This window comes from Orbus sasakiae (assembly GCF_039542345.1).
Lineage (GTDB): Bacteria > Pseudomonadota > Gammaproteobacteria > Enterobacterales > Orbaceae > Orbus > Orbus sasakiae.
The window spans coordinates 1,177,826-1,202,006 of record NZ_BAABHY010000001.1; the positions used below are offsets into that span (position 1 = coordinate 1,177,826).

At 35.1% G+C, this 24,181-nt stretch carries 21 protein-coding genes; 13 read left to right on the top strand and 8 right to left on the bottom strand.

Annotation, left to right across the window (positions count from 1 at the left end):
- Positions 1-10: 10 nt before the first annotated feature.
- Both ABEA36_RS05130 and gpt read right to left on the bottom strand, forming a co-directional pair.
- On the bottom strand, positions 11-1,282 hold the full coding sequence (locus tag ABEA36_RS05130; RefSeq protein WP_345489489.1) for an alpha/beta hydrolase: 1,272 nt from the start codon (positions 1,280-1,282) through the stop codon (positions 11-13).
- 63 nt (positions 1,283-1,345) lie between these two features.
- Entirely contained in the window at positions 1,346-1,879 is a 534-nt protein-coding gene (gene gpt, locus ABEA36_RS05135) for a xanthine phosphoribosyltransferase (RefSeq protein ID WP_345489491.1), read from the bottom strand.
- Between the two features lie 158 nt (positions 1,880-2,037).
- On the opposite strand from gpt, the gene ABEA36_RS05140 reads away from it, so the two are divergent.
- Positions 2,038-3,501 (top strand): aminoacyl-histidine dipeptidase, encoded by a 1,464-nt coding sequence (locus ABEA36_RS05140; protein ID WP_345489493.1) that lies wholly within the window; start codon positions 2,038-2,040, stop codon positions 3,499-3,501.
- A gap of 156 nt (positions 3,502-3,657) precedes the next feature.
- Positions 3,658-4,407, top strand: a complete 750-nt coding sequence (locus ABEA36_RS05145) for a hypothetical protein (protein WP_345489495.1) — start codon at positions 3,658-3,660, stop codon at positions 4,405-4,407.
- A gap of 22 nt (positions 4,408-4,429) precedes the next feature.
- Here the strand turns inward: ABEA36_RS05145 and ABEA36_RS05150 are convergent, their stop codons facing one another.
- The gene (locus ABEA36_RS05150; protein WP_345489497.1) at positions 4,430-5,626 is read right to left on the bottom strand and encodes a sugar efflux transporter; all 1,197 of its coding nucleotides are present in this window, start codon (positions 5,624-5,626) and stop codon (positions 4,430-4,432) included.
- 100 nt (positions 5,627-5,726) lie between these two features.
- Here ABEA36_RS05150 and cutC point away from each other — a divergent pair, with 100 nt between their 5' ends.
- The 4 genes from cutC (at position 5,727) to ABEA36_RS05170 (ending at position 10,928) form a co-directional block, all read left to right on the top strand.
- Entirely contained in the window at positions 5,727-6,467 is a 741-nt protein-coding gene (gene cutC / locus ABEA36_RS05155; RefSeq protein ID WP_345489499.1) for a copper homeostasis protein CutC, read from the top strand.
- A gap of 135 nt (positions 6,468-6,602) precedes the next feature.
- Positions 6,603-7,457 (top strand): BglG family transcription antiterminator LicT, encoded by an 855-nt coding sequence (gene licT, locus ABEA36_RS05160; protein WP_345489501.1) that lies wholly within the window; start codon positions 6,603-6,605, stop codon positions 7,455-7,457.
- 198 nt (positions 7,458-7,655) lie between these two features.
- The gene (locus ABEA36_RS05165; protein WP_345489503.1) at positions 7,656-9,527 is read left to right on the top strand and encodes a beta-glucoside-specific PTS transporter subunit IIABC; all 1,872 of its coding nucleotides are present in this window, start codon (positions 7,656-7,658) and stop codon (positions 9,525-9,527) included.
- 9 nt (positions 9,528-9,536) lie between these two features.
- Positions 9,537-10,928, top strand: a complete 1,392-nt coding sequence (locus tag ABEA36_RS05170) for a glycoside hydrolase family 1 protein (RefSeq protein ID WP_345489504.1) — start codon at positions 9,537-9,539, stop codon at positions 10,926-10,928.
- A 298-nt stretch (positions 10,929-11,226) separates the two neighbouring features.
- On the opposite strand, the gene yidA is transcribed toward ABEA36_RS05170, so the two are convergent.
- The 4 genes from yidA to ABEA36_RS05190 form a co-directional block, all read right to left on the bottom strand.
- Entirely contained in the window at positions 11,227-12,033 is an 807-nt protein-coding gene (gene yidA, locus ABEA36_RS05175; RefSeq protein WP_345489506.1) for a sugar-phosphatase, read from the bottom strand.
- A gap of 253 nt (positions 12,034-12,286) precedes the next feature.
- Entirely contained in the window at positions 12,287-13,768 is a 1,482-nt protein-coding gene (locus ABEA36_RS05180) for a glycoside hydrolase family 1 protein (protein ID WP_345489508.1), read from the bottom strand.
- Positions 13,769-13,775: 7 nt separating this feature from the next.
- The gene (locus ABEA36_RS05185; protein ID WP_345489510.1) at positions 13,776-15,713 is read right to left on the bottom strand and encodes a beta-glucoside-specific PTS transporter subunit IIABC; all 1,938 of its coding nucleotides are present in this window, start codon (positions 15,711-15,713) and stop codon (positions 13,776-13,778) included.
- Positions 15,714-15,868: 155 nt separating this feature from the next.
- Entirely contained in the window at positions 15,869-16,702 is an 834-nt protein-coding gene (locus ABEA36_RS05190) for a PRD domain-containing protein (RefSeq protein ID WP_345489512.1), read from the bottom strand.
- Between the two features lie 541 nt (positions 16,703-17,243).
- Here ABEA36_RS05190 and ABEA36_RS05195 point away from each other — a divergent pair.
- The 7 genes from ABEA36_RS05195 to ABEA36_RS05225 all read left to right on the top strand — a co-directional run bounded on the left by ABEA36_RS05195 (position 17,244) and on the right by ABEA36_RS05225 (position 23,407).
- On the top strand, positions 17,244-18,584 hold the full coding sequence (locus ABEA36_RS05195; RefSeq protein ID WP_345489514.1) for an OprD family outer membrane porin: 1,341 nt from the start codon (positions 17,244-17,246) through the stop codon (positions 18,582-18,584).
- Between the two features lie 160 nt (positions 18,585-18,744).
- Entirely contained in the window at positions 18,745-19,437 is a 693-nt protein-coding gene (phoB, locus tag ABEA36_RS05200) for a phosphate regulon transcriptional regulator PhoB (protein ID WP_345489516.1), read from the top strand.
- A gap of 12 nt (positions 19,438-19,449) precedes the next feature.
- Entirely contained in the window at positions 19,450-20,742 is a 1,293-nt protein-coding gene (phoR, locus tag ABEA36_RS05205) for a phosphate regulon sensor histidine kinase PhoR (RefSeq protein ID WP_345489518.1), read from the top strand.
- 143 nt (positions 20,743-20,885) lie between these two features.
- On the top strand, positions 20,886-21,524 hold the full coding sequence (locus tag ABEA36_RS05210) for a TetR/AcrR family transcriptional regulator (RefSeq protein ID WP_345489520.1): 639 nt from the start codon (positions 20,886-20,888) through the stop codon (positions 21,522-21,524).
- Positions 21,521-22,345, top strand: a complete 825-nt coding sequence (locus ABEA36_RS05215; protein ID WP_345489523.1) for a CPBP family intramembrane glutamic endopeptidase — start codon at positions 21,521-21,523, stop codon at positions 22,343-22,345. The genes ABEA36_RS05210 and ABEA36_RS05215 overlap by 4 nt, the downstream gene beginning before the upstream one ends.
- 61 nt (positions 22,346-22,406) lie before the next feature.
- Positions 22,407-23,132: a MipA/OmpV family protein gene (locus ABEA36_RS05220; protein WP_345489525.1), complete on the top strand. Its 726-nt coding sequence runs from the start codon at positions 22,407-22,409 to the stop codon at positions 23,130-23,132.
- A 32-nt stretch (positions 23,133-23,164) separates the two neighbouring features.
- Positions 23,165-23,407: a hypothetical protein gene (locus ABEA36_RS05225; RefSeq protein ID WP_345489527.1), complete on the top strand. Its 243-nt coding sequence runs from the start codon at positions 23,165-23,167 to the stop codon at positions 23,405-23,407.
- Between the two features lie 82 nt (positions 23,408-23,489).
- On the opposite strand, the gene ABEA36_RS05230 is transcribed toward ABEA36_RS05225, so the two are convergent.
- Positions 23,490-24,170, bottom strand: a complete 681-nt coding sequence (locus ABEA36_RS05230; protein ID WP_345489529.1) for a methionine ABC transporter permease — start codon at positions 24,168-24,170, stop codon at positions 23,490-23,492.
- Positions 24,171-24,181 lie beyond the last annotated feature (11 nt).

Sequence of the window (24,181 nt, forward strand, 5' to 3'; positions counted from 1 at the left end):
GAGAATAAAATTATTTAATTAATGTCTGAATCCATTTAGATGATAAATCTGATGACTGCGATAAACTCTCTTTCAACGTCGACGTTTTAATTTGTATCTGCGTCACTTTTTTACTAGAAGTAATCAGTTTCATTTCTTCCTGTGTACTCATCGCATCACCATCATAGACAATATTTAATACCGGTACAGTGCAAGGCCTCGATAATAATCCTTGCTCTTTTAAAGAGAAAAACCGCAATTCAGCCATTAATTGTTGATTAGAGACTGAATTTAAGCCTAAACGACTTGCTATCATATCGCGATAAATCAGAGGGAGTTTTGCCTGCATCTGATTATCAACAAATAATTGATGAATGATCGGTGCAACATTGATTACCCCCTTTATTTTATTTGGCATCAAATAAGCTAGTCGCATAGCGATATTAGCACCAAATCGATAACCCATTAGGATAATATTGCTATAATCAATCAATGGAACCGATTTAATTTGCTCAAGTACAGCTTGGTGAATAATCGTAGTATTTTGCGATAAATTAAATGCTTTACTATTACCTATTGACGGCGTATCAACTGTCAACAAACCAACACCAAGTGGAGCTAAGTATTTTGAAAAATAATGGTAGAAATCGATTTGTAAATTACCCAGACCCGCACAAAGTAACACCACGGGAAATGCTTTTGGCTGATCATCGTGTAACAATGGTGTATGTAATATTGCTTTTACCGATTTATTTTCAACGATAAATTCTAATTCTTTAATTTGGTAAGGTGAATAGTTCATCGCTTCACGATAATAGCGATTAGCAAACACTTGCGCTTGATTGGCTAAATCATCGTTACGATAATAAGGGTAACTGGCAAGGCCTGCAAATAAACTGGCCGTCAACCACGCTTTATGGCACCCAGCTTTTGCTTGCGATTGTTCTGTAATTTGATGACACTGTTCTGCTTTTTGCTGCCATTTGACTGATTGCGCTAAAAACTCATATATCCAATTACCAAACTGATAACCTTCAACAGTATCAAGCCAAGCCTCATTAGTTCGTTTTCGTGGCGATGCAGCGATACGTGATAAGACTTCCTCAACTTCAATCAATGGTAATCCATGCCAATACCATGACAATCGATTAATCACTCTATACCAATTATTACGCCCTTCCCCATCAAGTAATGAACGAGCTTGATGGTTACCGACATCAACACGATGAATCAGTGATGATGTTTCGGGATAATTAAACTGTGGTTTAAACAACTGTTCAGATAAATTTTTATTTGAGGTCATGAATAGTAATGCCTATTAGATTCCATTAACATCAATTCACCGCACACAATGGTGCGGATAGTATTATTCTTTGTCACTTAATGGCTTAATGAACGAAATACCCGTATCCCAAGGTTGCTCTATCCAGGTATTTTGCGGAATATCGATAACATAATCATCAACTAACGGTTTACCCGCTGGTTTTGCAAAAATAGTAACAAAATGCGCTTTAGGGTACATTTCACGGATTGAATGAGCCGTTCCGCCCGTATCAACTAAATCATCAATAACGATAAACCCTTCACCATCGCCTTCTGCGCGCTTTAAAATGAGTTTTTCACGTTGATGATTGTGGTCATAACTTGAGATACAAACCGTATCTACATAACGGATACTGAGTTCTCTAGCAAGAATTGCCGCAGGCACTAATCCTCCGCGACTGACCGCAATAATCCCCTTCCATTGTGTTGCGGGTAATAATCGACAAGCTAACTCGCGACCATACATTTGTAACATATCCCAGGTTACGGTATATTTTTTCTTTTCAGCAATTTGCTGGGCTTTGATTTGTTTTTGCGCTTTGACGTCTTCGACAAGCTCATTTTGCTTTGTTGACATAATAAACAACCTACAATTTTGAAGAATTAAGTGTTAAATAGTGTTATCGCATAAATTGCCATATCAATACACTTAAAATGAATGTAAAATTGCACCTAATTATAGTGTGAGTAGTAAATAAAAACTACTAATTTATTAATAGAATCTTGAGGTTTATTATGCTGTCATCACTTACCCCCAAATCCCTTTGGACTATCTTTAATCAGATCTGTCAAATTCCACATCCTTCACATCACGAAGCGATGATAACTAAGTATATTGTCGATTTTGCTGCACATCATAAAATTGAGTGTCAGTTAGATAAAGTAGGTAATATTCTTTTACGTAAAAATGCAACTCAAGGTAAAGAACATTTTCCATCGATTATTCTTCAAGCACATATGGATATGGTCCCTCAAAAAAATGAAGATACCATACATGATTTTTTAATCGACCCAATCAAACCTTATATTGATGGTAAATGGGTTAAAGCACAAGGTACAACACTCGGAGCTGATAACGGCATTGGATTAGCTTCCGCGCTTGCGGCGTTAACAGATGAAAGCGTTGAACATGGCCCGCTTGAAGTTTTAATCACTGCCTCTGAAGAAACAGGAATGATTGGCGCATTTGGTTTACAACCAAACTGGTTTAATAGTCGCTTCCTGATAAATACTGATTCTGAAGATGAGGGGGAAATTTTTACTGGCTGTGCCGGTGGGGTTGATTTTAAATCAACGTTTGCCGTCACTTATGCTGTTATTCCTGACTTTCATGATACGTACCTTCGTTTATCATTAAAAGGTTTAAAAGGTGGTCACTCAGGTTGTGATATCCATCTAGGTCGTGGCAATGCAATCAAATTGTTAATTCGTTTCTTAACCGAGTATGCACAAGATATTCCGTTTAGATTATCCGATTTTCGAGGCGGATCTTTACGTAATGCCATACCTCGTGAAGCATTTGCTGAAATCACGTTAAGTCAAAAAGACTTACCTGCGCTACAATTACTGATTAAAGAGTTTGAAGAAATATTACAACATGAATATAAGCATGTTGAACCGAATATCAATTTATCGTACACAGCATTAGAAAAAAATAAAGTCAAACGCGTTATGACAACGGACCATCAACAAAAAATTCTTGACTGGTTAAACAGCGCACCCAATGGTGTTGTCAGAATGAGTAATGAAATCGCTGGTGTTGTTGAAACATCCCTTAATTTAGGCATTGTAGAAATTAAAGAAAATCAAATTTCAGCATACTTTTTAATTCGTTCACAAGTTGACTCAGCAAAAGATGCAGTTGTGTCATCGCTCATTTCTCACAGCCAATTAATCAATGCAAACTATGAAGTTAGTAGTGGATATTCAGGCTGGACACCAAATTTGGATTCGAAATTACTTAAATTAGCTGAAAATAACTATCAAAATATTTTCAATCAACAAGCTAAGATTACCGTTATTCATGCTGGACTTGAGTGCGGATTATTTACTAAACACTATCCTTATTTAGACATGATTTCGATTGGACCAACTATTGTTTCCCCTCATTCACCAGATGAAAAAGTAAACATTGACACCGTTGAAAAATACTGGCAATTATTGTTATCTATTTTAAAGTCAGCGGATAAACTTGTTTAATTATCCCTCAATAGCATTTAAAGGGCTTAACTGCCCTTTTAGCTTAGTATTAAATAATATGACTTTAGAACCATCATATTATGATGATATTATTCGACTAGTAACTTCTATTAGCTTGATCACTCAGTAATATAAAAATTAAAATAAGGATTCTTTATGCCATTTATTGGAATTGGGTTAAGTACGATTATTGCTATTTTCTTTGCTATTCATGCTGTACGAAGTGGGCAAAATAGTTATTGGCTGTTTATTTTATTTGTATTTCCCTTTCTTGGTAGTATTGTTTATTGTTTGGCTGTTTTTATTCCAAGTATGAGAACAAGTCGCGCTGGCTACCAAATCGAATCAACATTGCGTAAAGCTATCGATCCGCATAAAGCCTTAAGAGAAGCGCAAAACACTTATGAAATATCTCCCACAATTGATGCGACAGTACGATTAGCAAAAGCCTTGGTTGATAATGGTAAAGCAAAAGATGCTTTGCCTTATTATCAAAATGCATTAACTGGAATTTATCAATATGCACCTGATATTTTATTGCAATATGCTTATGCACTTTTTGTTTGTGAAGATTACCTCAAAGCTCGCGATACACTTGACACGTTAAGAACACATAACCCTAGCTTTCGTTCAGATGAAGGGCACTTGTTGTATGCTAGAATTTTAGTTTCACTCAATGATAAAATAGGTGCTAATGAGGAGTTTTCAGCGTTAATTGACTATTACCCTAGCCTTGAAGCATTATCTCAATATTTAAGGGCACTAGTACAGTGGGGTGAGTTTGATAAAGCAAAAATAAGACTGAATGAATATCAAATTAGAATAAAGCACATGCCTCGGCATGCTAAAAAATTAAACGCGCAATGGATCAAAGAAATCGAACAACTCAAACAACACATAAGATAATCATATTTGTAACAGCTAGAGATTATCTAGCTGTTTTAACCTGCAAACAGAGTACTAAAGAAATGAACATCATCGCCAATGCAATATAATAAATGACTTCATGGCCATACATATCAGATATAAATCCTTGAATCATCCCGCCAATAATAACACTGCACGTAACACCATTATTAAATAGTGTTGACGCAACCCCCATGCGAGTTGGGAGAAGATCTTGAAAATAAATAATACCAATATTCGCAACGATACCAATAAACAAGGCATTAAATAATTGTAGTAGCAATAAAGCTAGCTCACCACGGAATGTAATAACACCAATATAGAATAATACACCACAGATCACCGCAAACAGAATCAAATTACGCTTGCCAATATAAGGCACTAAATATCCAGCAATAAGCATGACGGGAATTTCAATTCCAGCTGCGATCCCCATCAATTTACCAGGTAGTGACGTAGATAAATGTAATACTTCATCAACGTATAATGGCATATCTATCAGGTACATCATATTAGCTGTCCACATAAAGACGGTTGCCAAAAATAAAAAAACCACATTTTTGTTTTTAAAAATTGGTTGGTCTGGATCACTAGGTAACGCGTTTAAATCAGCTTTTGATACGGGATTACGTTCAACCGATGGCAAAAATAGCATGATAACAATCATGGCAATAACATACATCGTGGCAGCGCTTAAATACATCGTTGTAAAACCATAATTCATAGCTAATGCAAACGATAATGGCGGTCCAATGACCCAAGCTAACGATAATTGAGCGCGTATTAAAGAATTAAATGCAACGACATTACGTCCTGTTTTTACCGCATATTCACGAGCTAGGGCAAAAATCTGCGGCATTGCTGCTGACGCTAATGCAGCAAAGAAAATACCAACCGTGATGAGTACAAAATAATGCCGAGTATAAGCAAAAGTAAGGCTATTAAACAATCCCATTAAACAGCAGAATATCACAATATATCGACGTTCACCTTTCACATCTGAATATTTAGCTAGCATAAAACTACCAATAATACTTGCAATTGCATTAAGTGAATAAAATGTCCCGACAAAAATCGGATTAACATTGACTTCATATGATAAAAAACGGCTTAACGTGGGGGCTTGTAATGCACCAGCAATACCAACGATAAACGTACTAAGTAAAAATGCGGCAAAAATAATGGTTCGTTTTTGCCGAAAAGCAGAATCACAAAACATAATATGACCTTTTTAAATAAAACTGATCTATTATAATCCTGTATCATTTAACAACAATCGATATAATACAATTAATGTCATATTCTCGAAGAAAATAACCATGAAACTTGAAATTTGCTGCTACAGTATTGATGATATTTTAACTGCCTATCATAATGGTGCAGATCGCATTGAATTTTGTTCAGGCCGCAGTGATGGTGGCTTAACGCCGAGCTATGGTGATTTATTACAACTATCAGAGCTTAATTTGCCGATTGCTATTCATCCCATCGTCAGACCCCGTGGTGGTGACTTTTGTTACAGCCAATTTGAAATCAATAGTATGCGCCATGATATTAAGCTGATAAAACAACTGAATTTTGTTGGCGTAGTATTTGGTTGTTTACAAACAGATGGTTCCATCGATCTTGATAACATGGAAAAACTGATGAATGCAGCCAAAGGACTTTCTGTTACCTTCCATCGAGCATTTGATGTATGCCATCAACCACTGAAAGCAATACAACAAATTAATGAACTCGGGATTGATCGTTTATTGACTTCAGGACAACAAGCAAATGCGCTGATGGGAATAGAATTAATTGAACAACTGAAAAACAAGTCAAAATCGACCATAATAATGCCCGGCTGTGGTATTCGATCTGACAACTTAGCACCGTTTATACAACTTGGATTAAATGAATTCCATTCATCCGCAACACAGGTTGTACCTTCTTTAATGCAACATCAAAATCACTTTGTCAATATGAGCCAAACTGCAAATAATGAATTTTTACGTTATTGTGTCAATCCCGATGAGATCAAAAAAATGAAAAAAATACTCCCCTCTGTCCATAACTAAATTATTTGACTATTTTTGTTTAAAAATTTTTGTAAAATTGGATGTAGGTCACACTCTATAACATTATTTCTTTTCATATTGTTAAAAATAACAATATCATGTACCTTTTACCTTAATTAGTGTATAAAATTAATAATGAAAGTTCATAAGATATTAAATAATAATGTAATTATAATACTTGATAAATCAGGTAATGAGCAGATCATTATGGGACGCGGCATTGCTTTTAAGAAGAAAGAAGGCGATTTTGTTGATCAAACATTGATTGAAAAACAGTTTTCTTTAACAAATAACGAAATTTTACCAAAGTTTGCAGAACTCTTATCTGAAATACCACTGAGCGTTATAAGTGTCAGTGAAATCATTATTAATCAAGCCAAAAGCCAATTAGATGGCAAATTACAAGATAGTATTTATATTTCATTAACTGACCATATTCACTTCGCTATTGAAAGGCATAAACAAGGTTTTGATATTCCGAATGGTTTTTTGTGGGAAATAAAAAAACTTTACAATAAAGAGTTTAAAATTGGACTTTTTGCACTTGAAACCATAAAGCAACGTTTAAATGTCATATTACCAGAAGATGAAGCTGGTTTTATAACCTTTCACATTATCAACGCACAGCTCAATGATACGATGCCCAATATTGTGACGATGACCAAAATTATGCGAGAGATACTCAATATAGTAAAATACCATTTTAAATTTGAATATGATGAAGATAGCCTGACCTATCAACGTTTTGTAACACACTTGAAGTTTTTTTCTCAACGTATACTGAATAATAATTTTGTGGCTAGCCAAGACATCTCGTTATATGAAATCGTCAAAGAAAAATATCATCAGGCTTATTTGTGCACGAAGCGAATCGATCTCCATTTGATTCAACAATATGCACATCCACTCACTGATGATGAAAGTCTTTATTTGACCATTCACATTGAGCGTTTGCGTAACGAATTGCAAATTATGGCTGTATCAGAGTAAATGCGACATAGATCACAAAATTAAATTGTGATTTATATTTCTACTTTTCAAATGATTTAAAATAGTGTTAGTCTAAAAAAACAAGTTATTGGATTGTTACTGTAACGTTTATTTGATAAACATAAATACAGGCAAAACCTAAATCTCTCTACCGCGGGGGATTTAGGTTTTTTTTTGGCCTAAAAATAGGATTTTTTTATGAAAAATAAAGAACTTGCTGAGTCAATTATTAAAAATGTCGGTGGTAAGGACAATGTTATGAGTCTGGTTCACTGTGCTACTCGCTTACGGTTTGTGCTCAAAGATAATACTATCGCCAGTGCAGAGACGCTTAAAAAACAAAAAGGCGTGATCATGGTCGTAGAAAGTGGTGGCCAGTTTCAAGTTGTTATCGGCAATAATGTAAATGATGTTTATAATGACATCATGGAAATTGGCCATTTTAACGAACTCGATGCGAGCTCTGCTAGCAAAAATAGCCGTAATATACTGTCAAAACTGATAGATATTATTTCCAGCATTTTTGCACCAATGCTGACGGTACTTGTTACAGCGGGTATCTTAAAAGGCATCGTTTCTTTTTTAACCATATTAGAGGTCATCGATCCTAATACCTCAAGCTATACGTTTTTATCCGTCATTGCTGATTCCGCTTTTTATTATTTACCCATTATTTTAGGGTACTGTGCAGTCAAAAAATTTGGCGGTAATCCATTTTTTGGTATGGCACTAGGAGGCGCACTGGTTCATCCAAGTATTGTCGCGATGATGGGCGGAGCTTTACAAGCGGAAACTGAATTTTTCTCAATTCCCATTGAATTGATTCCCTATCAATCATCGGTTATACCTGTGTTTTTTGCCGCATGGTTTTACTCATTAGTTGAAAAAAACTTAAATAAAATTTTCCATGATTCATTTAAAAAGTTCATTTCCCCGCTGTTTGGACTACTGATTACTGTGCCATTAACATTTGCTTTAATTGGCCCTGTCGCAACATTTTTAAGTGATGCGATTTCAAATGGTATTATGTTTGTATATCAGCTCAATTCCGTATTGGCTTCAATGATTTTAGCTTCAGTATGGCAAATATTGGTCATATTTGGCGTTCATTGGGGATTAGTGCCAATATTTATGAACAATATCGTATCATCAGGTTCTGACTTTATTCTGCCTATTTTAATTCCTGCTGTATTTGGTCAAACAGGTGCTGCATTAGGAGTGATGTTACGATCTAAAGATAAAGAGTTTAAATCATTAGCTAGTTCATCAGTGTTATCAGGGTTATTTGGCGTCACAGAACCCGCTATATATGGTGTTAACTTACCGAATAAAAAACCGTTTATTTTTGGTTGTATTGGTGCTGGCATTGGTGGCGGAATTATGGGTTTATACCAAACATTAATTTATTCATTTGGTTTTCCAAGTGTCTTTACTTTTATTCAGATCATTCCTGCCACGGGCATAAATGCCGCTTTCTATGCCGCTATCGTTGCAACCATCGCAGCATTTACAATAGCTATGCTACTAAGTTATTTTTTCGGATTACCAAAAAAAACCGCTAATACGATGCAATCTGATTTATCATCAAACGTTGATAATCAACTTGTTGATCAAATCATCATTGATAGTCCAATGCAAGGTCAAGTCATTGCATTATCTCAAGTAAATGATCAAACCTTTGCTAGTGAACTGATGGGCAAAGGTGTCGCTATCATTCCAACGATAGGTTATGTGGTTGCACCACAAGATGGTGAAGTTGTTTCATTATTCAGAACAAAACATGCAATTGGCTTTTTAACGGATTCCGGAGTCGAAATACTGATTCACATCGGTCTGGATACTGTAAAGTTAGATGGGCAACATTTTACTGCTCATGTTGAAATGGGCGATAAAGTTAAACAAGGTGAAAAACTGGTTAGTTTTGATATTGAGGCGATAAAACAAGCTGGATATGAAATCACGACCCCAATTATTGTTAGTAATAGTGATAACTATCATGATGTACAATCACTTTGTCAGCAAGAAGATATTGCTTTTGGTCAATCACTTTTAGTGTTATCACAAAAATAAGGAGAAACTATGTCTTTAAAATTTCCAAATGACTTTCTATGGGGAGGCGCAATTGCTGCTAACCAAGTTGAAGGTGCTTACTTAGAAGATGGTAAAGGCCTTTCGACCTCAGACTGCACGCCTAATGGTATTTTTGGTGATATTGTTGATCGTACTAAAACTGAGATCAACGGACTAAAAGATATTGCTATCGATTTTTACCATCGTTATCCTGAGGATATCGCTTTATTTGCGGAAATGGGGTTTAGCTGTTTGCGCGTATCAATTGCCTGGACTCGTATCTTCCCAAATGGTGATGAAGCCGAACCAAATCAAAAAGGTCTTGAATATTACGATAAATTATTCGATGAAATGGCGAAATATGGGATAACACCACTTGTTACCCTTTCGCACTATGAAATGCCATATCATCTGATTACTCAGTATGGCGGTTGGGGTAATCGTAAACTGATTGCATTTTTTACACATTATGCTCAAACAGTCTTTACTCGCTATAAGCACAAAGTTAAGTATTGGCTGACGTTTAATGAAATCAATATGTCATTACATGAACCGTTTACCGGTGTTGGTCTTGATAGGAAAAGTAATAAGCAACAAATTTATCAAGCAATCCATCATCAATTGGTAGCAAGCAGTCGTGCAGTCAAATTGTGCCATGACATTATACCGGAAAGTAAAATTGGTAATATGTTACTTGGCGCAATTGCTTATCCATTAACCCCGAAACCTGAAGATGTTTGGACTACACATCAAGAAAATCATGGTTGGTTATATTTTGGTGATGTACAAGCCCGTGGCTACTATCCAAGTTATATGCAACGCTATTTTAAAGATAATAATATTAAACTTGATATTACCAAGCAAGATTGTGACGACTTGAAAGAGACCATCGATTTTATTTCATTTAGCTATTATATGAGCTGTTGTGCAACTGCTGATAATTCATTGCGTCAAAAAGGTAATATTCTTGATATGGTACCGAATCCTTATTTAGAAGCTTCAGAATGGGGGTGGCAAATTGATCCTGTTGGTATGCGTTATTTACTTAACCTTCTTTATGAACGCTATCAAAAACCCTTATTTATCGTTGAAAATGGGTTAGGTGCTAAAGATACTGTTGAAGCAGATGGCAGCATTCATGATGATTATCGCATTAAATACATGAATGACCATTTAGTCCAAGTACGAGAAGCCATTAAAGATGGCGTTGAAGTAATGGGATATACCAGTTGGGGGCCTATTGATTTAATTAGTGCCTCTAAAGCAGAAATTAGCAAACGGTATGGTTTTATCTATGTTGATTTGAACCAAGATGGAAGTGGTACATTAAATCGTATCCGTAAAAAAAGTTTTTATTGGTACCAATCTGTGATTCAGTCAAATGGGGAAACATTAAAGTAATCGATTAACATGATAGGCAAGTCGAACATGGCTTGCCTAACTTTCCTAGCGCAGAATATGTGCATTACAACAAACCATTCATGCGATAAAAGCATATTGATTCATTTCAGAATGCATTAATGAAACTTAAAATATTATCAATATTGTGGCTTAATTATTCAACTGTAACCAATATCTGCTATACCAATAAAGGTAAATTTGTTATAGAAATGATGAGTGATCAGCGTTAAATCCCAAATTAAACATAATGACACATAAAAAGATAGACTTTCTTAGCTATCTTTTTATGTATGGGTAATTAAATAAATGTTTTTATTGCAAAAGCTACGCCATCTTCGTCATTACCTTTAGTCACAAATGTGGCGGCCTCTTTTACTGCATCGATCGCATTACCCATTGCAATTTTATGTTTAGCAAACTCAAACATTGGTAAATCATTATTTTGATCACCTATGCACATAATTTCATCTTCTGTAATATTGAGTTTCTTTGCTAATGCATTAACTGCGGTGCCTTTATTCGCATCGGGATGTAAGCACTCAAGGAAAAATGGTGTGCTGCGTAACATCGTATATTTATTAAAAAATTCAGCGGGAATTTTACTTTCAGCAAGATTAAGTAACTCAGGCTCACCGCATAGCATAATTTTATTAAAACGTAAGCTTGGATCCATTTTATCAACAGGCCTAAACATTAATGGTGTATTAGTAATATAAGACTCATGCACGGTATAGTGATTAATATTTTCATTGGCCGTAAAAATCTTATTATCGGCAAGCGCATGCATCGAAATATCAATATCACGCGATAGCTTTTCAATTGCTAAGTAATCGTCAAAACTCAGCGGAAACTCCATCAGATGTTTACCAGTACTGGTGTCATGAATCACACTACCATTATTACTAATACAAAATTGATCTTGACGTTTTAATCCCAATTCATCTAAGTAAGGCGTAATTCCTGAAAAAGGTCGACCTGTAGCCAAAATAACATAAATCCCTTTATTGATAGCATAATCAATAGCTTCTTTTACACCGGCTGAAATCTGATGATGGGTATTTAACAAAGTGCCATCTAAATCAATAGCGACGAGTTTGATTGACATATTTATTCCTTTAATTAGATTTATTTATGATGAATTATTGTTTGATTATTGTAGAACAAAACTGATAAAAATTCCTTATTTTCCACACTTTAAATGAATAATTTACAATGTAAAAATAAATGATAAAAACAGCCGCTAAAAAAACAGTGATTGCTTTAATGTTAAGGTTTTTTTGTCGCTAAACTTAGCGTTGGTCTATTTAACCAACGCTAAGAGCCATCATAAAATTTACTATCCCATAATGATATCTCGATTAAGTAAGATCTTCACCATTAGAAGCAATCACTTTTTTATACCAATAAAAAGAATCTTTCGGAATACGTTTTAAACTGCCCTTACCTTGATCATCTTGATCAACATAAATAAAGCCATAACGCTTACTCATCTGAGATGTCCCACAACTGATTAAATCGATACAACCCCATACAGTATAACCAAAAACATCAACACCATCTTCAATCGCATCTTTTACCGCAGCAATATGCTGTTTTAAATAATCAATTCGATAATCATCATGAATGTTATCATCTGAACTCAATACATCCTTGGCACCTAAGCCATTTTCAGCAACAAATAAAGGTAATTCATAACGATCATAAAGCTTAATTAAGGCAATTCTTAATCCAGTTGCATCTATCGGCCAATCCCATTGTGTCAATTTTAGATATTCATTCTTTATCGGACTATCAAATGAACCTGCTAATTTAGCCGCATCTTCACGTGCTTCAGTAACATGTGACATATAATAGCTAATAGCAACATAATCAACTTTACCCTCACGTAAAATGGCTTCATCTTCATCTTGCATCTGAATATCAATATTTTGATCAGCAAAATAACGAGTTATATAAGAAGGATATTCACCTCGAGCTTGCACATCAGGATAAAACATATTTAATTGATTTGATTTAACTGATTGTAATTGATCTTCTGGTTTTGTTGTTTTCGCATAGGATTCAATATGATTAATCATACAACCAACTTTAGCGTCAGGAATAATATCACGAGCAGCTTTTACCGCTAAAGCGCTTGCCAAGAATTGATGATGTGATGCTTGATATGCCGCTTGTAATGGATTGTCAACTAAATCAGCAAGGACGCCAGCCCCCGTATACAAACTATTTAAATTCATATTCATTTCATTAAATGTAATCCAATATTTAACTTTATGTTTGTAGCGTTCAAGGATCACTTTGGCATATTTTTCAAAGATTTGAACTAAAGCTCTGTTCACCCAGCCATTGTATTTTTTAGTCAATTCAATAGGCATTTCATAATGTGACATTGTCACTAATGGTTCAATACCATACTTCGCACACTCATCAAATACTTTGTCATAAAAAGCAAGACCGGCCTCATTAGGTGCTGACTCTAAACCAGTAGGAAATATTCTTACCCATGAAATCGATAAACGAAAGACGTTAAAACCCATCTCGGCAAATAGTGCGATATCTTCTTTATAATTATGATAAAAATCAATCCCCCAACGTTTTGGAAATAGTGTTTTTTCAGGATGATTTTCATAAAATTCTAGCTCTTTAGATGTCACATTAAACGTAAAATTATCCACCTTACCTGATGCATAAGGATCTTTATAAGCCGCCATATCGGACGTTGATAATCCTTTACCATCTTTATCAAATGCCCCTTCGATTTGATTTGCGGCTGTCGCGCCACCCCATAAAAAATGTTTTGGAAAATGTGTATTTAATTTTTTGATTTGACTATATTTCATATATACCTCATTGATTAATAGACTTGTTAATATTCATTAAAACATCTTGTCCAGCTTTGACATGATGTGCTTGAGTAAAATGGTCAATCTTAAATTGATCATTATTTGTTATTACAATCGGTGTAATGGTTGTAAGGTTAGCGTGTTCAATCAGTGCAATATCAAATTCAAGTAATAATTCACCGACACTGATTCGCTGCCCTTGTTCTACAAAACATTTAAAACCATTGCCTTTAAGCGAAACAGTATCAATGCCAACATGAATCAACAGTTCAATGCCTTCATCTGATATGATGCCAATAGCATGCTGGGTTGGTGTAATCACTGACACATAACCGTTACATGGGGCGAGTACTTGATTTTCTATTGGTAAAATCGCAATGCCATCTCCCATGATTTTTTCTGCAAAAGTATGATCAGGGACCTGTGCAAGAGGTGCGACTTCACCACTAATTGGAGCCATTAATGTCAATATGGCAGTTGGACATGAAGATGATTTGTTGGATATGTTTTTCTCTGATTCGTTTTGTGAGTTCACTAAATTTTCATCAAGCTGACAGCATAAAGTCATCAAAAATGCACTGATAAAACTCAACGAAATAGCAACAATGATATACCATAAATTAGCATGATCGTTGACCTCTGTGCTGATATAGGTTGGTAAAGCCGTTAAACCAGGTAGACTAAATTGATATACTTTAACAGCAAAAAAGCCGACGACTGCCCCACCCATCGCACCAGCGACAAGTGCACAATAGAATGGTTTACGTAATTTAGTTGTCACGCCATATATTGCTGGTTCGGTAATCCCCAGCATCGCTGAAATTGCCGAAGAAAAGGCCAGTGATTTAAACGCTTTATTCCGTTTGATTTTTATTGTCACAGCTAGCGTCGCACCAGCTTGTGCTAAATTACTCACTATACTAATTGGCAACAGCATAAAGTCATAGCCGAGTTGTCTGAAATTCTCAAAGGTTGAGGGGAAAATGGCATAATGCATTCCTGTAATGACTAATAGTGACATCCCTCCCCCCATGACTAAGCCAGCAATGGGGCCAGCACTATCGAATAATAATTTGAATCCTTCTGATAAATAATAACCAAGATAAGATCCTAAAGGCGCTATCACAATAAGCATAATGATCGACGTAACGACTAATACAATAATGGGTGTTAAGATCATTTTGAATAACGCGGGTATTACTTTTTCAACAAAACGATTGATATAACTCAGTAACCAAACGCTTAATATGATTGGGATAACACTGGCGTGGTAATCTATATTGTTCGGAATTGATAGTCCAAATAAGTTAAAAGAAGGCCGTTCAGGGAAAACCAAAGTATTGGCGTCGCTAAGGGTAAATGAGTCAATGAGTAAAGATGCTGATAGTGAAGGATAAAGTAAAATACACGCTAATGTAATCGCTAAATACTCATGGGTTTTAAACTTTTTAGCCGCTGATGATGCCACTAAAATAGGTAAAAAATAAAATGCAGCTTCTGAGATGCCGTATAAAACATTATAGGTAGAATCGTTAGTAGACAAAAAATTAAGCACAACCAGTAAACTCAGTATCCCTTTTAATAATCCAGTTCCAACGATTGCCGGTAAAATGGGTGTAAAAATACCGGATAAAAAATCAAAAATACCATTAATCATGCTCTGTTTTGGTTTATGGACCGCTGTTGATGGGTGAGTATCCCCAACCAATTTATCGAGCTCATTAAATACTTTACTCACTTTATTACCAAGAATAATTTGTAATTGATCCCCCTGAAAATGAACACCCATTACACCATCCAATGCGCTTAATTCAGCTAGATTAGCCAAACGTTTATCATTAAGGTTAAAGCGTAATCGTGTAATACAGTGCCAATGTTGGTTAATATTTTTTTTACCACCAATTTTAGCCAATATGTGTTGTGCTAATTGTTGATTATCCATTTTTCACCTATTAATACTTAATTACTCAATAGCAAAAAATTGCTCAGCTATTGATCAAAAAAAAACCTGAACAAAACAACGTATACATGTCATTTTGTTCAGGTTTATGCCTAGTCTTTTATGCTAGTAACACACCTGTGAGGGCTGTTTATGTGTTAATCTACTTGTAATAAACGTTCTATATGTACGGTTAAATAAAATATTTCATCATCGGGTACCGTTAAATTGTATTCATGACTAATTAATTTCACAATTTTCTCAGCACAAGCGTGGTGAGTTAAAAATTGTCTTTTCAGATCATCAATTAACGACGATGATTTATTATTCATCCCATGTAATTGCAGTTCTTTACAGCGTACAATCAATAATTTCAAATGAATAATGAAACGCGAAAAATTTAATGATGACTTATCAATTGTTATATGAAAATGGTAACTAATTAAATTCGCGATTTGATAAGACAGTTTAGTTAATTTTAACGTTTCACCTACATTCTTATTATTTAAGCGAGCGTTGACAAAATGTAGTGCAATTAACGAGGCTTCTGAATCCGGGAGTTGGATATTTTTTATTTTATTAATATATTCAACAGCTCGTTTACCAATGTCATATTCATTTAAATAAAGAAACTGAACTTCATGAATATGAATGTCATCACTATTCCCTTTTTCAAATCGTTTGATTGCAAAAGAAATATGTTCAGCTAATGCAATTAATAAAGAATCACTGAGTTTTTCATCAAGATGATGCTCTGATTTTTGAATGATTTTGTTGGTTAATTCAATGATATCGACGGGAATAAAATCAATAAAATGTAATATTTCAGCCTCTTTTTTATGAATAAAAACACGATTATCTGCATCATCATTCAAAATATCGCCTCTGCGCGCTGAAAATCCGATGCCTTTGCCAACAATGATCATCTCTCTCCCAGTCTTATCATAGACTTGCACTGCATTATTGTTGATGGTTTTGCTGACTGTATACAAATCACACCTCATGAATTATTCAGTAGTTTTAGCCATAAAAAAACCTAAACAAAATTGAGCCATTTGTATTGAACTCAGTTTCGTTTAGGTTTATGCCTAGTCGAGCTAGTGACATACCTAATAAATCAGGTATCTATTTAAATCTATAATAGTCATGAAATAATTAGTTATGCAACAACAATTTTTATTATTTTGAATTTGATCACAAAAATGACAATCCCCGCTTCCCTGTTTTTATTTTGTTAAGTACGATTATTAACGATTTATTCAAGTAAGATATAGGCTTGTTACCAAATAATAATATTATTTTGGGCAAAACCTAAATTCACCCTAATTGGTGAGTTTAGGTTTTTTTTTGCATAAATGATAGCGAGACAAGGAGCCAAACACATCAATCATATTGAAATGACAACCTAAAAAATTAAGCACAATAATAAAATTGCATCATTTAGGATGTAACTACTTCGAGTAGGCAGAACCTAAATAGTAGCGTAACCCACGTTATTATTTAGGTTTTTTTATTTCTAAATAAGGAGAAACAATGATAAAACAAACCGGTATTTGTATTATATTAATGCTACTCATCAATTCAGTTTATGCCGAGCAACCATCACAATCCAGTACGCTTGATAATATCGCCAATTCGGCATTTGCCCGTGATTCACAAATCCAAGTATCATTACGTAATTACGGTAAGTATTTGAATGATGATGAGATGGCTGGTAATAAAATGGTTCATACTGCTTGGGGACAAGCCTTTGCCATGCGTTACACCTCAGGCTATTTTGCTGATTTTATCGGTGTCGATGGATCTTTTGTTGGGGTTGTTAAATTAGGTGCTAGCAAATACTTTGCAAGTCGATCATTACTATGGAATGATGGCCCCGGTTTTGATAAGCATAATGCAAAAAGTTTTAATAAATTTGACCAACGCTATATCAAAATCAAACTCGGCGACGATCAACAGATTAATTATAACGCCAAATTAGGCTGGCAAGTGTTTGATCGGTACGGTGTACTGAGAGTTTCAAATCAACTGAGTAAAAATACCTATTTAGGTTACTCTGGAACACTAGGTAATCATAATTATTCACTTGATACGCTTTATGTGACTCGCTATATCGACCGTGATTCACCGCAGAAAAAACAATTTTTAAGTGAAAATAACAAACACATTGATCATATTCTCTCAGCAGGAATCAATTATAAAACCGATCAGCTGAGCGTTGCCTATGCCTTTGGTGAAGCTGATCACTATATGCAACGCCACCTCTTTGATATCAGTTACAAACCGATTGAACAACTCACCTTAGGTAGTCAAATCTACATTAATCACCCTCTATCAATTTACAACCAAATGCCATCATCGCTAAAAGCTGCGGATGGAAATGCTTGGTATTATGCTGCAGATGTAAAATGGCAACAAGATGATATCGGCATCAAGTTTGGTGTGGCTTATACCAAAGCGAATAAGGATAATGGTGATCTCGGTTATTTCAAGCGCAATGTCGTTGATAATACGCGCTGGCGTTTTGATACAATGACTGAAGCCGCCTACCATTATCAACGTGATGGTGAACTTGCATTAACTTTACTTGCTGATTATCAATATCACCCCGATTTTTATTCGGCAATCCAGATTAATTATGGTCAATTTCATTATAAACAAAATCATTTTAAAGTAGGTGAAATCAACTTTATCAATCGCTGGACACCAAGTGATCCAAGATTAAAAAACCTGATTGTTTCGACAATGATTGGTAAAGGCCTCACATATCAAAATATTGATAACAAACAACCACTTTTTTACAGTAATGGTCAATTTAAACGCGGTAGCTCTATCTCAGGTGAGTTTATTATTGAATACCAGTTTAACCTTTGATGACAGCGGCAAATAATAGGATGATTCATCACATTGAATCATCCTAAAAAACTATTATATTTCTGCGCTTTGAACATTTTTTTCCCCATTTCATAAAATTGTCATATAATTGTTACATAATTGTCGCATTCATATAATTTATCGGTTAATCATTAAAGTTATGACAAAAACGATTCTGATTGTTGAAGATGACCATGCCATTCGTGATATGGTCAAAATGTTATTAGAGCACCATGAATACAATGTGATTGAAGCGAAAGATTACCTTGATGCACTCAAATTGAGTCAGTCAAGTGAATTTCATCTTGTTTTATTAGATTGGATGCTACCTGGTGGTAGTGGAATTCAATTTATTAAGCAACTAAAAAAACAAGAACAGACTGAAAATATTCCCGTTATCATGCTAACCGCTAAGCAACAAGAAGATGATCAAATTATTGGTCTCGATTCTGGAGCGGACGACTACATTACAAAGCCTTTTTCGAATAAAGAGCTGATAGCTCGAATTAATGCTATACTACGGCGTACTTATCCGGAAAATAGTAATATTATTGAGTTTGATGATCTTAAAATTAATACCCAGTCACATCGCGTGATGGCTAAAGATATCGAAATTGAGCTAGGCCCTACTGAATATAAGCTACTACTCTTTTTTATGAATAAACCGGAACGAGTGTTTACCCGTGATCAATTGATTGATCATGTCTGGGGGCACGATGCCTACATTGACGATAGAACAATTGATGTTCACATAGGGCGTTTACGTAAACAGCTTGAAAAGTCTGGGCATGACCGATTTATCCAAACTGTACGAGGCTCTGGTTATCGATTTTCTGCAAAAACGCAAAAATAAGTCGGAGCTATTTTGTTAAAACAAATTTTTTGGCAACGTGCATTAATCGAGATTAGCGCGATTATTTTAATTGCAACTATTGTCGGTTTCGTCTGTCATAATGTGATGCTATTTTTAATGTTAGCATTAGCATTATTGCTAGTTTGGAATACTTATAACCTGCATAAGTTATCGACTTGGATATGGCAACAAAATGCATTATACCCGCCAAACAGCATTGGCAGTTTTGACGTTATCTCTTATGGCTTGCATAAACGCCAAAAAAGAATGCGTCAAAAACAAAATGAGCTTGCAGAAATCATCAAACGTTTTCGATATGGCGCAGAATCAATTCCCGATTCATTATTGCTAACCGATATAGAGGGTAAAATTGAATGGTGTAATAAAATTGCACAATACCAACTTTATATTCGTTGGCCAGATGATAAAGGTCAAAACATTATTAATCTGATCCGTCATCCTCAATTTGCTAATTATATGCGTAAAAAAAATTTTGCCACGCCATTAACATTATTATTTAATAATAAAAACTATATTGAATTTCGGATTATTCCCTACTTTGAAAACCATTGGGTCATTATCGTTCGTGACGTTGATCAACTTTATTTAGCCGAGCAACAACGTCATGACTTTTTTACAAATGCTAGCCACGAACTCCGGACCCCACTAACCGTAGTTAAAGGCTATTTGGATATGTTAAGTGATGATCTTGTATCTGCAGATAAACAAAAGCAAATATTTAATACAATGCAAATGCAAATTACCCGCATGGAATCATTAGTGGGTCAGATTCTCACCCTCAGTCATATTGAAAATAACCCGATCAAAAATCAGTTACAGTTAATTAATATGCCTGAAATCTTACATAAAATTGAACACAATATTTGTCAGATATACCCCAAATATCGTTTTCATTTTGATGTTGATAACACATTGCTCATTACGGGTCACAAAGATCAACTATACAGTGTTGTGAGTAATCTCATTTATAATGCCATTAAACATACACCAGAAAACACTGCTATTCATGTTTGTTGGAAGCCAACATCTCAAGGGGCTTTTTTTAGCGTTACAGATACAGGTCAAGGTATACCAACACACCATTTACACCGATTAACTGAACGATTTTATCAAGTTGATAGTGCCAGAACCCATGAAAAAGACAGCTCCGGCCTTGGACTTGCTATCGTAAAACATGCTTTACTCAATCATGCTAATACCAAATTGGAGATTAGCAGTGAATTAGGTAAAGGCAGTCGTTTTTCATTTACCTTACCAATCCAATATCTATATAGCCATCCTTAATCAGGCTGGCTGGCTAGCTTTCTATTCATTTAAATCTACACAATCTTTTTGTTTTTTTTATCCTATTTGGGCTAAAAATAAATTGACCGACCGTCGGTCGGTGATGTAGTGTATCAACAAATCGAAAAGCTCAGGGTGGAACAATGAGAGTTGTCAAAGCACCGGATGTAAGACGATCTGAAATACTCGCAGCCGCTAATCAATTATTTCAAACGCAAGGTTATAGCAGAACGTCCGTTGATCAAATAGTGAATAAAGTACGTATTGCTAAAGGGACGTTTTATCACTATTTTAAATCAAAAGAACAGATTCTCGATGCCCTTGCCGACCAGCTAGTACTTGATATGGCTTACCATTCAGAACAGATTGCAAATCATACTCAGCTTAATGCAATTGAAAAAATAGTTACCATTATTAGTGAACAGAATCGTCTGCAAAGCGAGCAACAAAATGTCGTTGATAGTATGCATCTTCCTGATAATCGACAACTTCATGAGCGTATTAACATCAAAATTGTATTAACTTTTGGTCCAATTCTAGCAACAGTCATTGAACAAGGTAATCAGCAAGGCCTATTTGATGTAAAGGATCCCTTAAGTACCATTCAGTTTATTTTAGCGGGTTCACTGTTTTTATTTGGTGAAGGTGTCTTTAATTGGCCCCCCGAGCAAGCTCAAGCCAGAATACAATCCATGATTATCCTAATAGAACGCACTTTTGGCGCCCAGCCTGGATCGATGATTATAGCTCTAAACCAATGTTTAAATGAGGAAAAACGATGAGCATAATCTTACCAAACATCACGTACCGCCCGGTACTTTTTTACTGTCTCGTTTTTTTAATCAGCTGGTCTTGCTGGTTTATCTCGGCTTATATGAGTTACCAGATAGATCATATAGTACTCACAATACTATTCGCCTTTGCTGGTTTATTAGGTCCAATGGTTGCGGCTATTATGATGATTTTTTTTGATGCAAACAACTTGTTTGATGATTATAAACGACGATTTGCGAATCTCAATAATATATCTTGGTTTGCTATGCTATTGATGATTAGCATTATTTTTACCACATTATTTGTCGCTGTTTTCATATCATTGTTATTCGGTTTTCCTGCTGAACAATTGACGATTTCACGTCTTTTATTGAGTATGTTGCCATTTGCATTGATTGCAGCAACCTTTGAAGAACTTGGCTGGCGAAGTTATGGAATAGACTGCCTATTAGCTCATCGCTGCTTATTTGTGGCATCTTGCTATTTTGCTTTATTATGGGGAATCTGGCATGTTCCACTGTTTTTTATTAATCAAACTTATCAACATGGATTATATGAATTAGGCCCAATTTACATCATTAACTTTTTTATCAGTATTTTTCCAGCTACAATTTTTGCAAATTGGCTCTACTACCGATGTAAACGCAATATCGTTGCAATCATTTTGTTTCATTTTATGCTAGTCATATCAGCAGAATTATTACAAATTGAGCCCGAAACAAAATTTATTATTACCTTAATCCTATTGATAATCAGTATGTTATTAATTTATCTTGAACAAAAAATCTTTTTTAGTCGTCTGACTTTGTCACAACATTCATTACTATAAAATGCAAGGAACCACAATGAATAGAAATAATAATCTTACAATCGCTTTAAAAGGACTTAGCATGAGTATGTTAATCTCATTGCCAATCCTTTCTCACGTTGCTCAGGCGAGTTCTTTTTCTTTAGGGGCTGGTGCCTTAATTGAGCAAACAGCCTATCGGGATTATGATCGTCAAATTTATCCTATGCCGATTATTAATTATCAAAATCAGTATGTTTTTGTTAAAGGTCCAAGTGCAGGAGTTTATGCGTTTAATACGGAAAGTGATAAATTATACTTTAATATCGCTTACCTACCCGGCCAGTTTAAAACATCGCGTACAGATAATGCTGCATTAAAACAACTTGATAATCGCAAGTTATCTTTTATGGCCGGCGTTGGTTATAGCCATCATGCTAAATGGGGTAGCCTTTATGCTAATATTATGACCGATATAAGTGGCAAAAGTCATGGTACGCTAGCAGAATTGGCTTATGGATACTCGTTCCAGTTTGATAAATTTTATATCGAACCTAAAATTGGCGTTGAATGGCAAAATCACAAATATAACGACTACTATTTTGGTGTTAGCCGTAGTGAATCATCACGCAGTGGTCTTAACTATTATTCAGCAAACAATGGCACAACACCTTACGTTGCCGTAAATGCTTTTTATAATTTTAATCAAAACTGGCAAGCCTTTGTATTAGCGCGTTATAGTCGAGTCAGTCATGCCGTGAAAGATAGCCCAATGACCTCACGTTCAGCAACTGGATTAATTGGTACAGGTATCATGTACCGTTTTTAAATAAAACCATTAACTCGATAAGGTTAATCATAATGAAAAAACTGACAATAGAAAAATATATTCAAGGTAAGTTAGATGAATCTTTTACTGTCCCAATAGCATTCATTTCAATGCTCAATACGATTTTACCTAAAGCAGCTATTGATTCATTAAATCAATATGGTTTTGATATACAAAATATGATCACGGCAAGTAAAGAGCATTCCCCCTATCATAATAGAGTAGAAGTTGAAGAGAAAGGTATACTAAAAACCGTTGAAATCAGCCTAAAATAACGAGTCATTTAGTAACCTAGATGAGCATTTAAAACTATGAGATTTGAGGCTATCTGAATTCATAATCATGATAGCCTCGCATTTAATGAGTAACGGTTTTAATCAGTAAGTTACAAATCCATTGTGTTATAAAAACCAACACCAAAATAATGAATGTACTCATAACCGCAACGTCAGTTTTAAAACCATTATAACCTATATTAATCGCCAGATTACCTAATCCTCCGGCACCAATAGCCCCTGCCATAGCGGTTAATCCAATTAAACTAATAATACTGACCGCTGATGCACGAATAATGGCGGGTAAACCTTCCTTAACATACACATTAAACAGAATATCAATCGGCGATGATCCCACTGATTTCGCAGCTTCTACGATTCCCTCATCAACCTCAAGTAATGCATTTTGAATTTGTCTTGCAAAAAAAGGCGCAAAACCAATCGTCAATGGTACTAACGACGCATTTAAACCGATGGTGGTACCAGCAATCAATCGTGTTAAAGGGTAGATAAGTGCTAATAAAATCACAAAGGGGATTGAACGTAATATATTGATGGCTTTTTCTAATAGAGAATAACAGACGCGCTTTTCTAAAATCCCATTTTGTTTTGTGGCAACTAATATAATCGCAAATAATACGCCAATCAAACCGCCAATTAGCCCTGAGAAAAATGTCATGTAAATCGTTTCAATAGTGCTTTGAATAAAACGATCTTGCAACAAAATCACATTGGGGAAATAGCGCTCAAACAATTGATACATATTTATCTCTC

Excerpts from the sequence above, each read along its gene's own strand:
- ABEA36_RS05130 (WP_345489489.1), bottom strand. The coding sequence starts at position 1,282 with ATGACCTCAAATAAAAATTTATCTGAACAGTTGTTTAAACCACAGTTT.
- gpt (WP_345489491.1), bottom strand. The coding sequence starts at position 1,879 with ATGTCAACAAAGCAAAATGAGCTTGTCGAAGACGTCAAAGCGCAAAAA.
- ABEA36_RS05140 (WP_345489493.1), top strand. The coding sequence starts at position 2,038 with ATGCTGTCATCACTTACCCCCAAATCCCTTTGGACTATCTTTAATCAG.
- ABEA36_RS05145 (WP_345489495.1), top strand. The coding sequence starts at position 3,658 with ATGCCATTTATTGGAATTGGGTTAAGTACGATTATTGCTATTTTCTTT.
- ABEA36_RS05150 (WP_345489497.1), bottom strand. The coding sequence starts at position 5,626 with ATGTTTTGTGATTCTGCTTTTCGGCAAAAACGAACCATTATTTTTGCC.
- cutC (WP_345489499.1), top strand. The coding sequence starts at position 5,727 with ATGAAACTTGAAATTTGCTGCTACAGTATTGATGATATTTTAACTGCC.
- licT (WP_345489501.1), top strand. The coding sequence starts at position 6,603 with ATGAAAGTTCATAAGATATTAAATAATAATGTAATTATAATACTTGAT.
- ABEA36_RS05165 (WP_345489503.1), top strand. The coding sequence starts at position 7,656 with ATGAAAAATAAAGAACTTGCTGAGTCAATTATTAAAAATGTCGGTGGT.
- ABEA36_RS05170 (WP_345489504.1), top strand. The coding sequence starts at position 9,537 with ATGTCTTTAAAATTTCCAAATGACTTTCTATGGGGAGGCGCAATTGCT.
- yidA (WP_345489506.1), bottom strand. The coding sequence starts at position 12,033 with ATGTCAATCAAACTCGTCGCTATTGATTTAGATGGCACTTTGTTAAAT.
- ABEA36_RS05180 (WP_345489508.1), bottom strand. The coding sequence starts at position 13,768 with ATGAAATATAGTCAAATCAAAAAATTAAATACACATTTTCCAAAACAT.
- ABEA36_RS05185 (WP_345489510.1), bottom strand. The coding sequence starts at position 15,713 with ATGGATAATCAACAATTAGCACAACACATATTGGCTAAAATTGGTGGT.
- ABEA36_RS05195 (WP_345489514.1), top strand. The coding sequence starts at position 17,244 with ATGATAAAACAAACCGGTATTTGTATTATATTAATGCTACTCATCAAT.
- phoB (WP_345489516.1), top strand. The coding sequence starts at position 18,745 with ATGACAAAAACGATTCTGATTGTTGAAGATGACCATGCCATTCGTGAT.
- ABEA36_RS05210 (WP_345489520.1), top strand. The coding sequence starts at position 20,886 with ATGAGAGTTGTCAAAGCACCGGATGTAAGACGATCTGAAATACTCGCA.
- ABEA36_RS05215 (WP_345489523.1), top strand. The coding sequence starts at position 21,521 with ATGAGCATAATCTTACCAAACATCACGTACCGCCCGGTACTTTTTTAC.
- ABEA36_RS05220 (WP_345489525.1), top strand. The coding sequence starts at position 22,407 with ATGAGTATGTTAATCTCATTGCCAATCCTTTCTCACGTTGCTCAGGCG.
- ABEA36_RS05225 (WP_345489527.1), top strand. The coding sequence starts at position 23,165 with ATGAAAAAACTGACAATAGAAAAATATATTCAAGGTAAGTTAGATGAA.
- ABEA36_RS05230 (WP_345489529.1), bottom strand. The coding sequence starts at position 24,170 with ATGTATCAATTGTTTGAGCGCTATTTCCCCAATGTGATTTTGTTGCAA.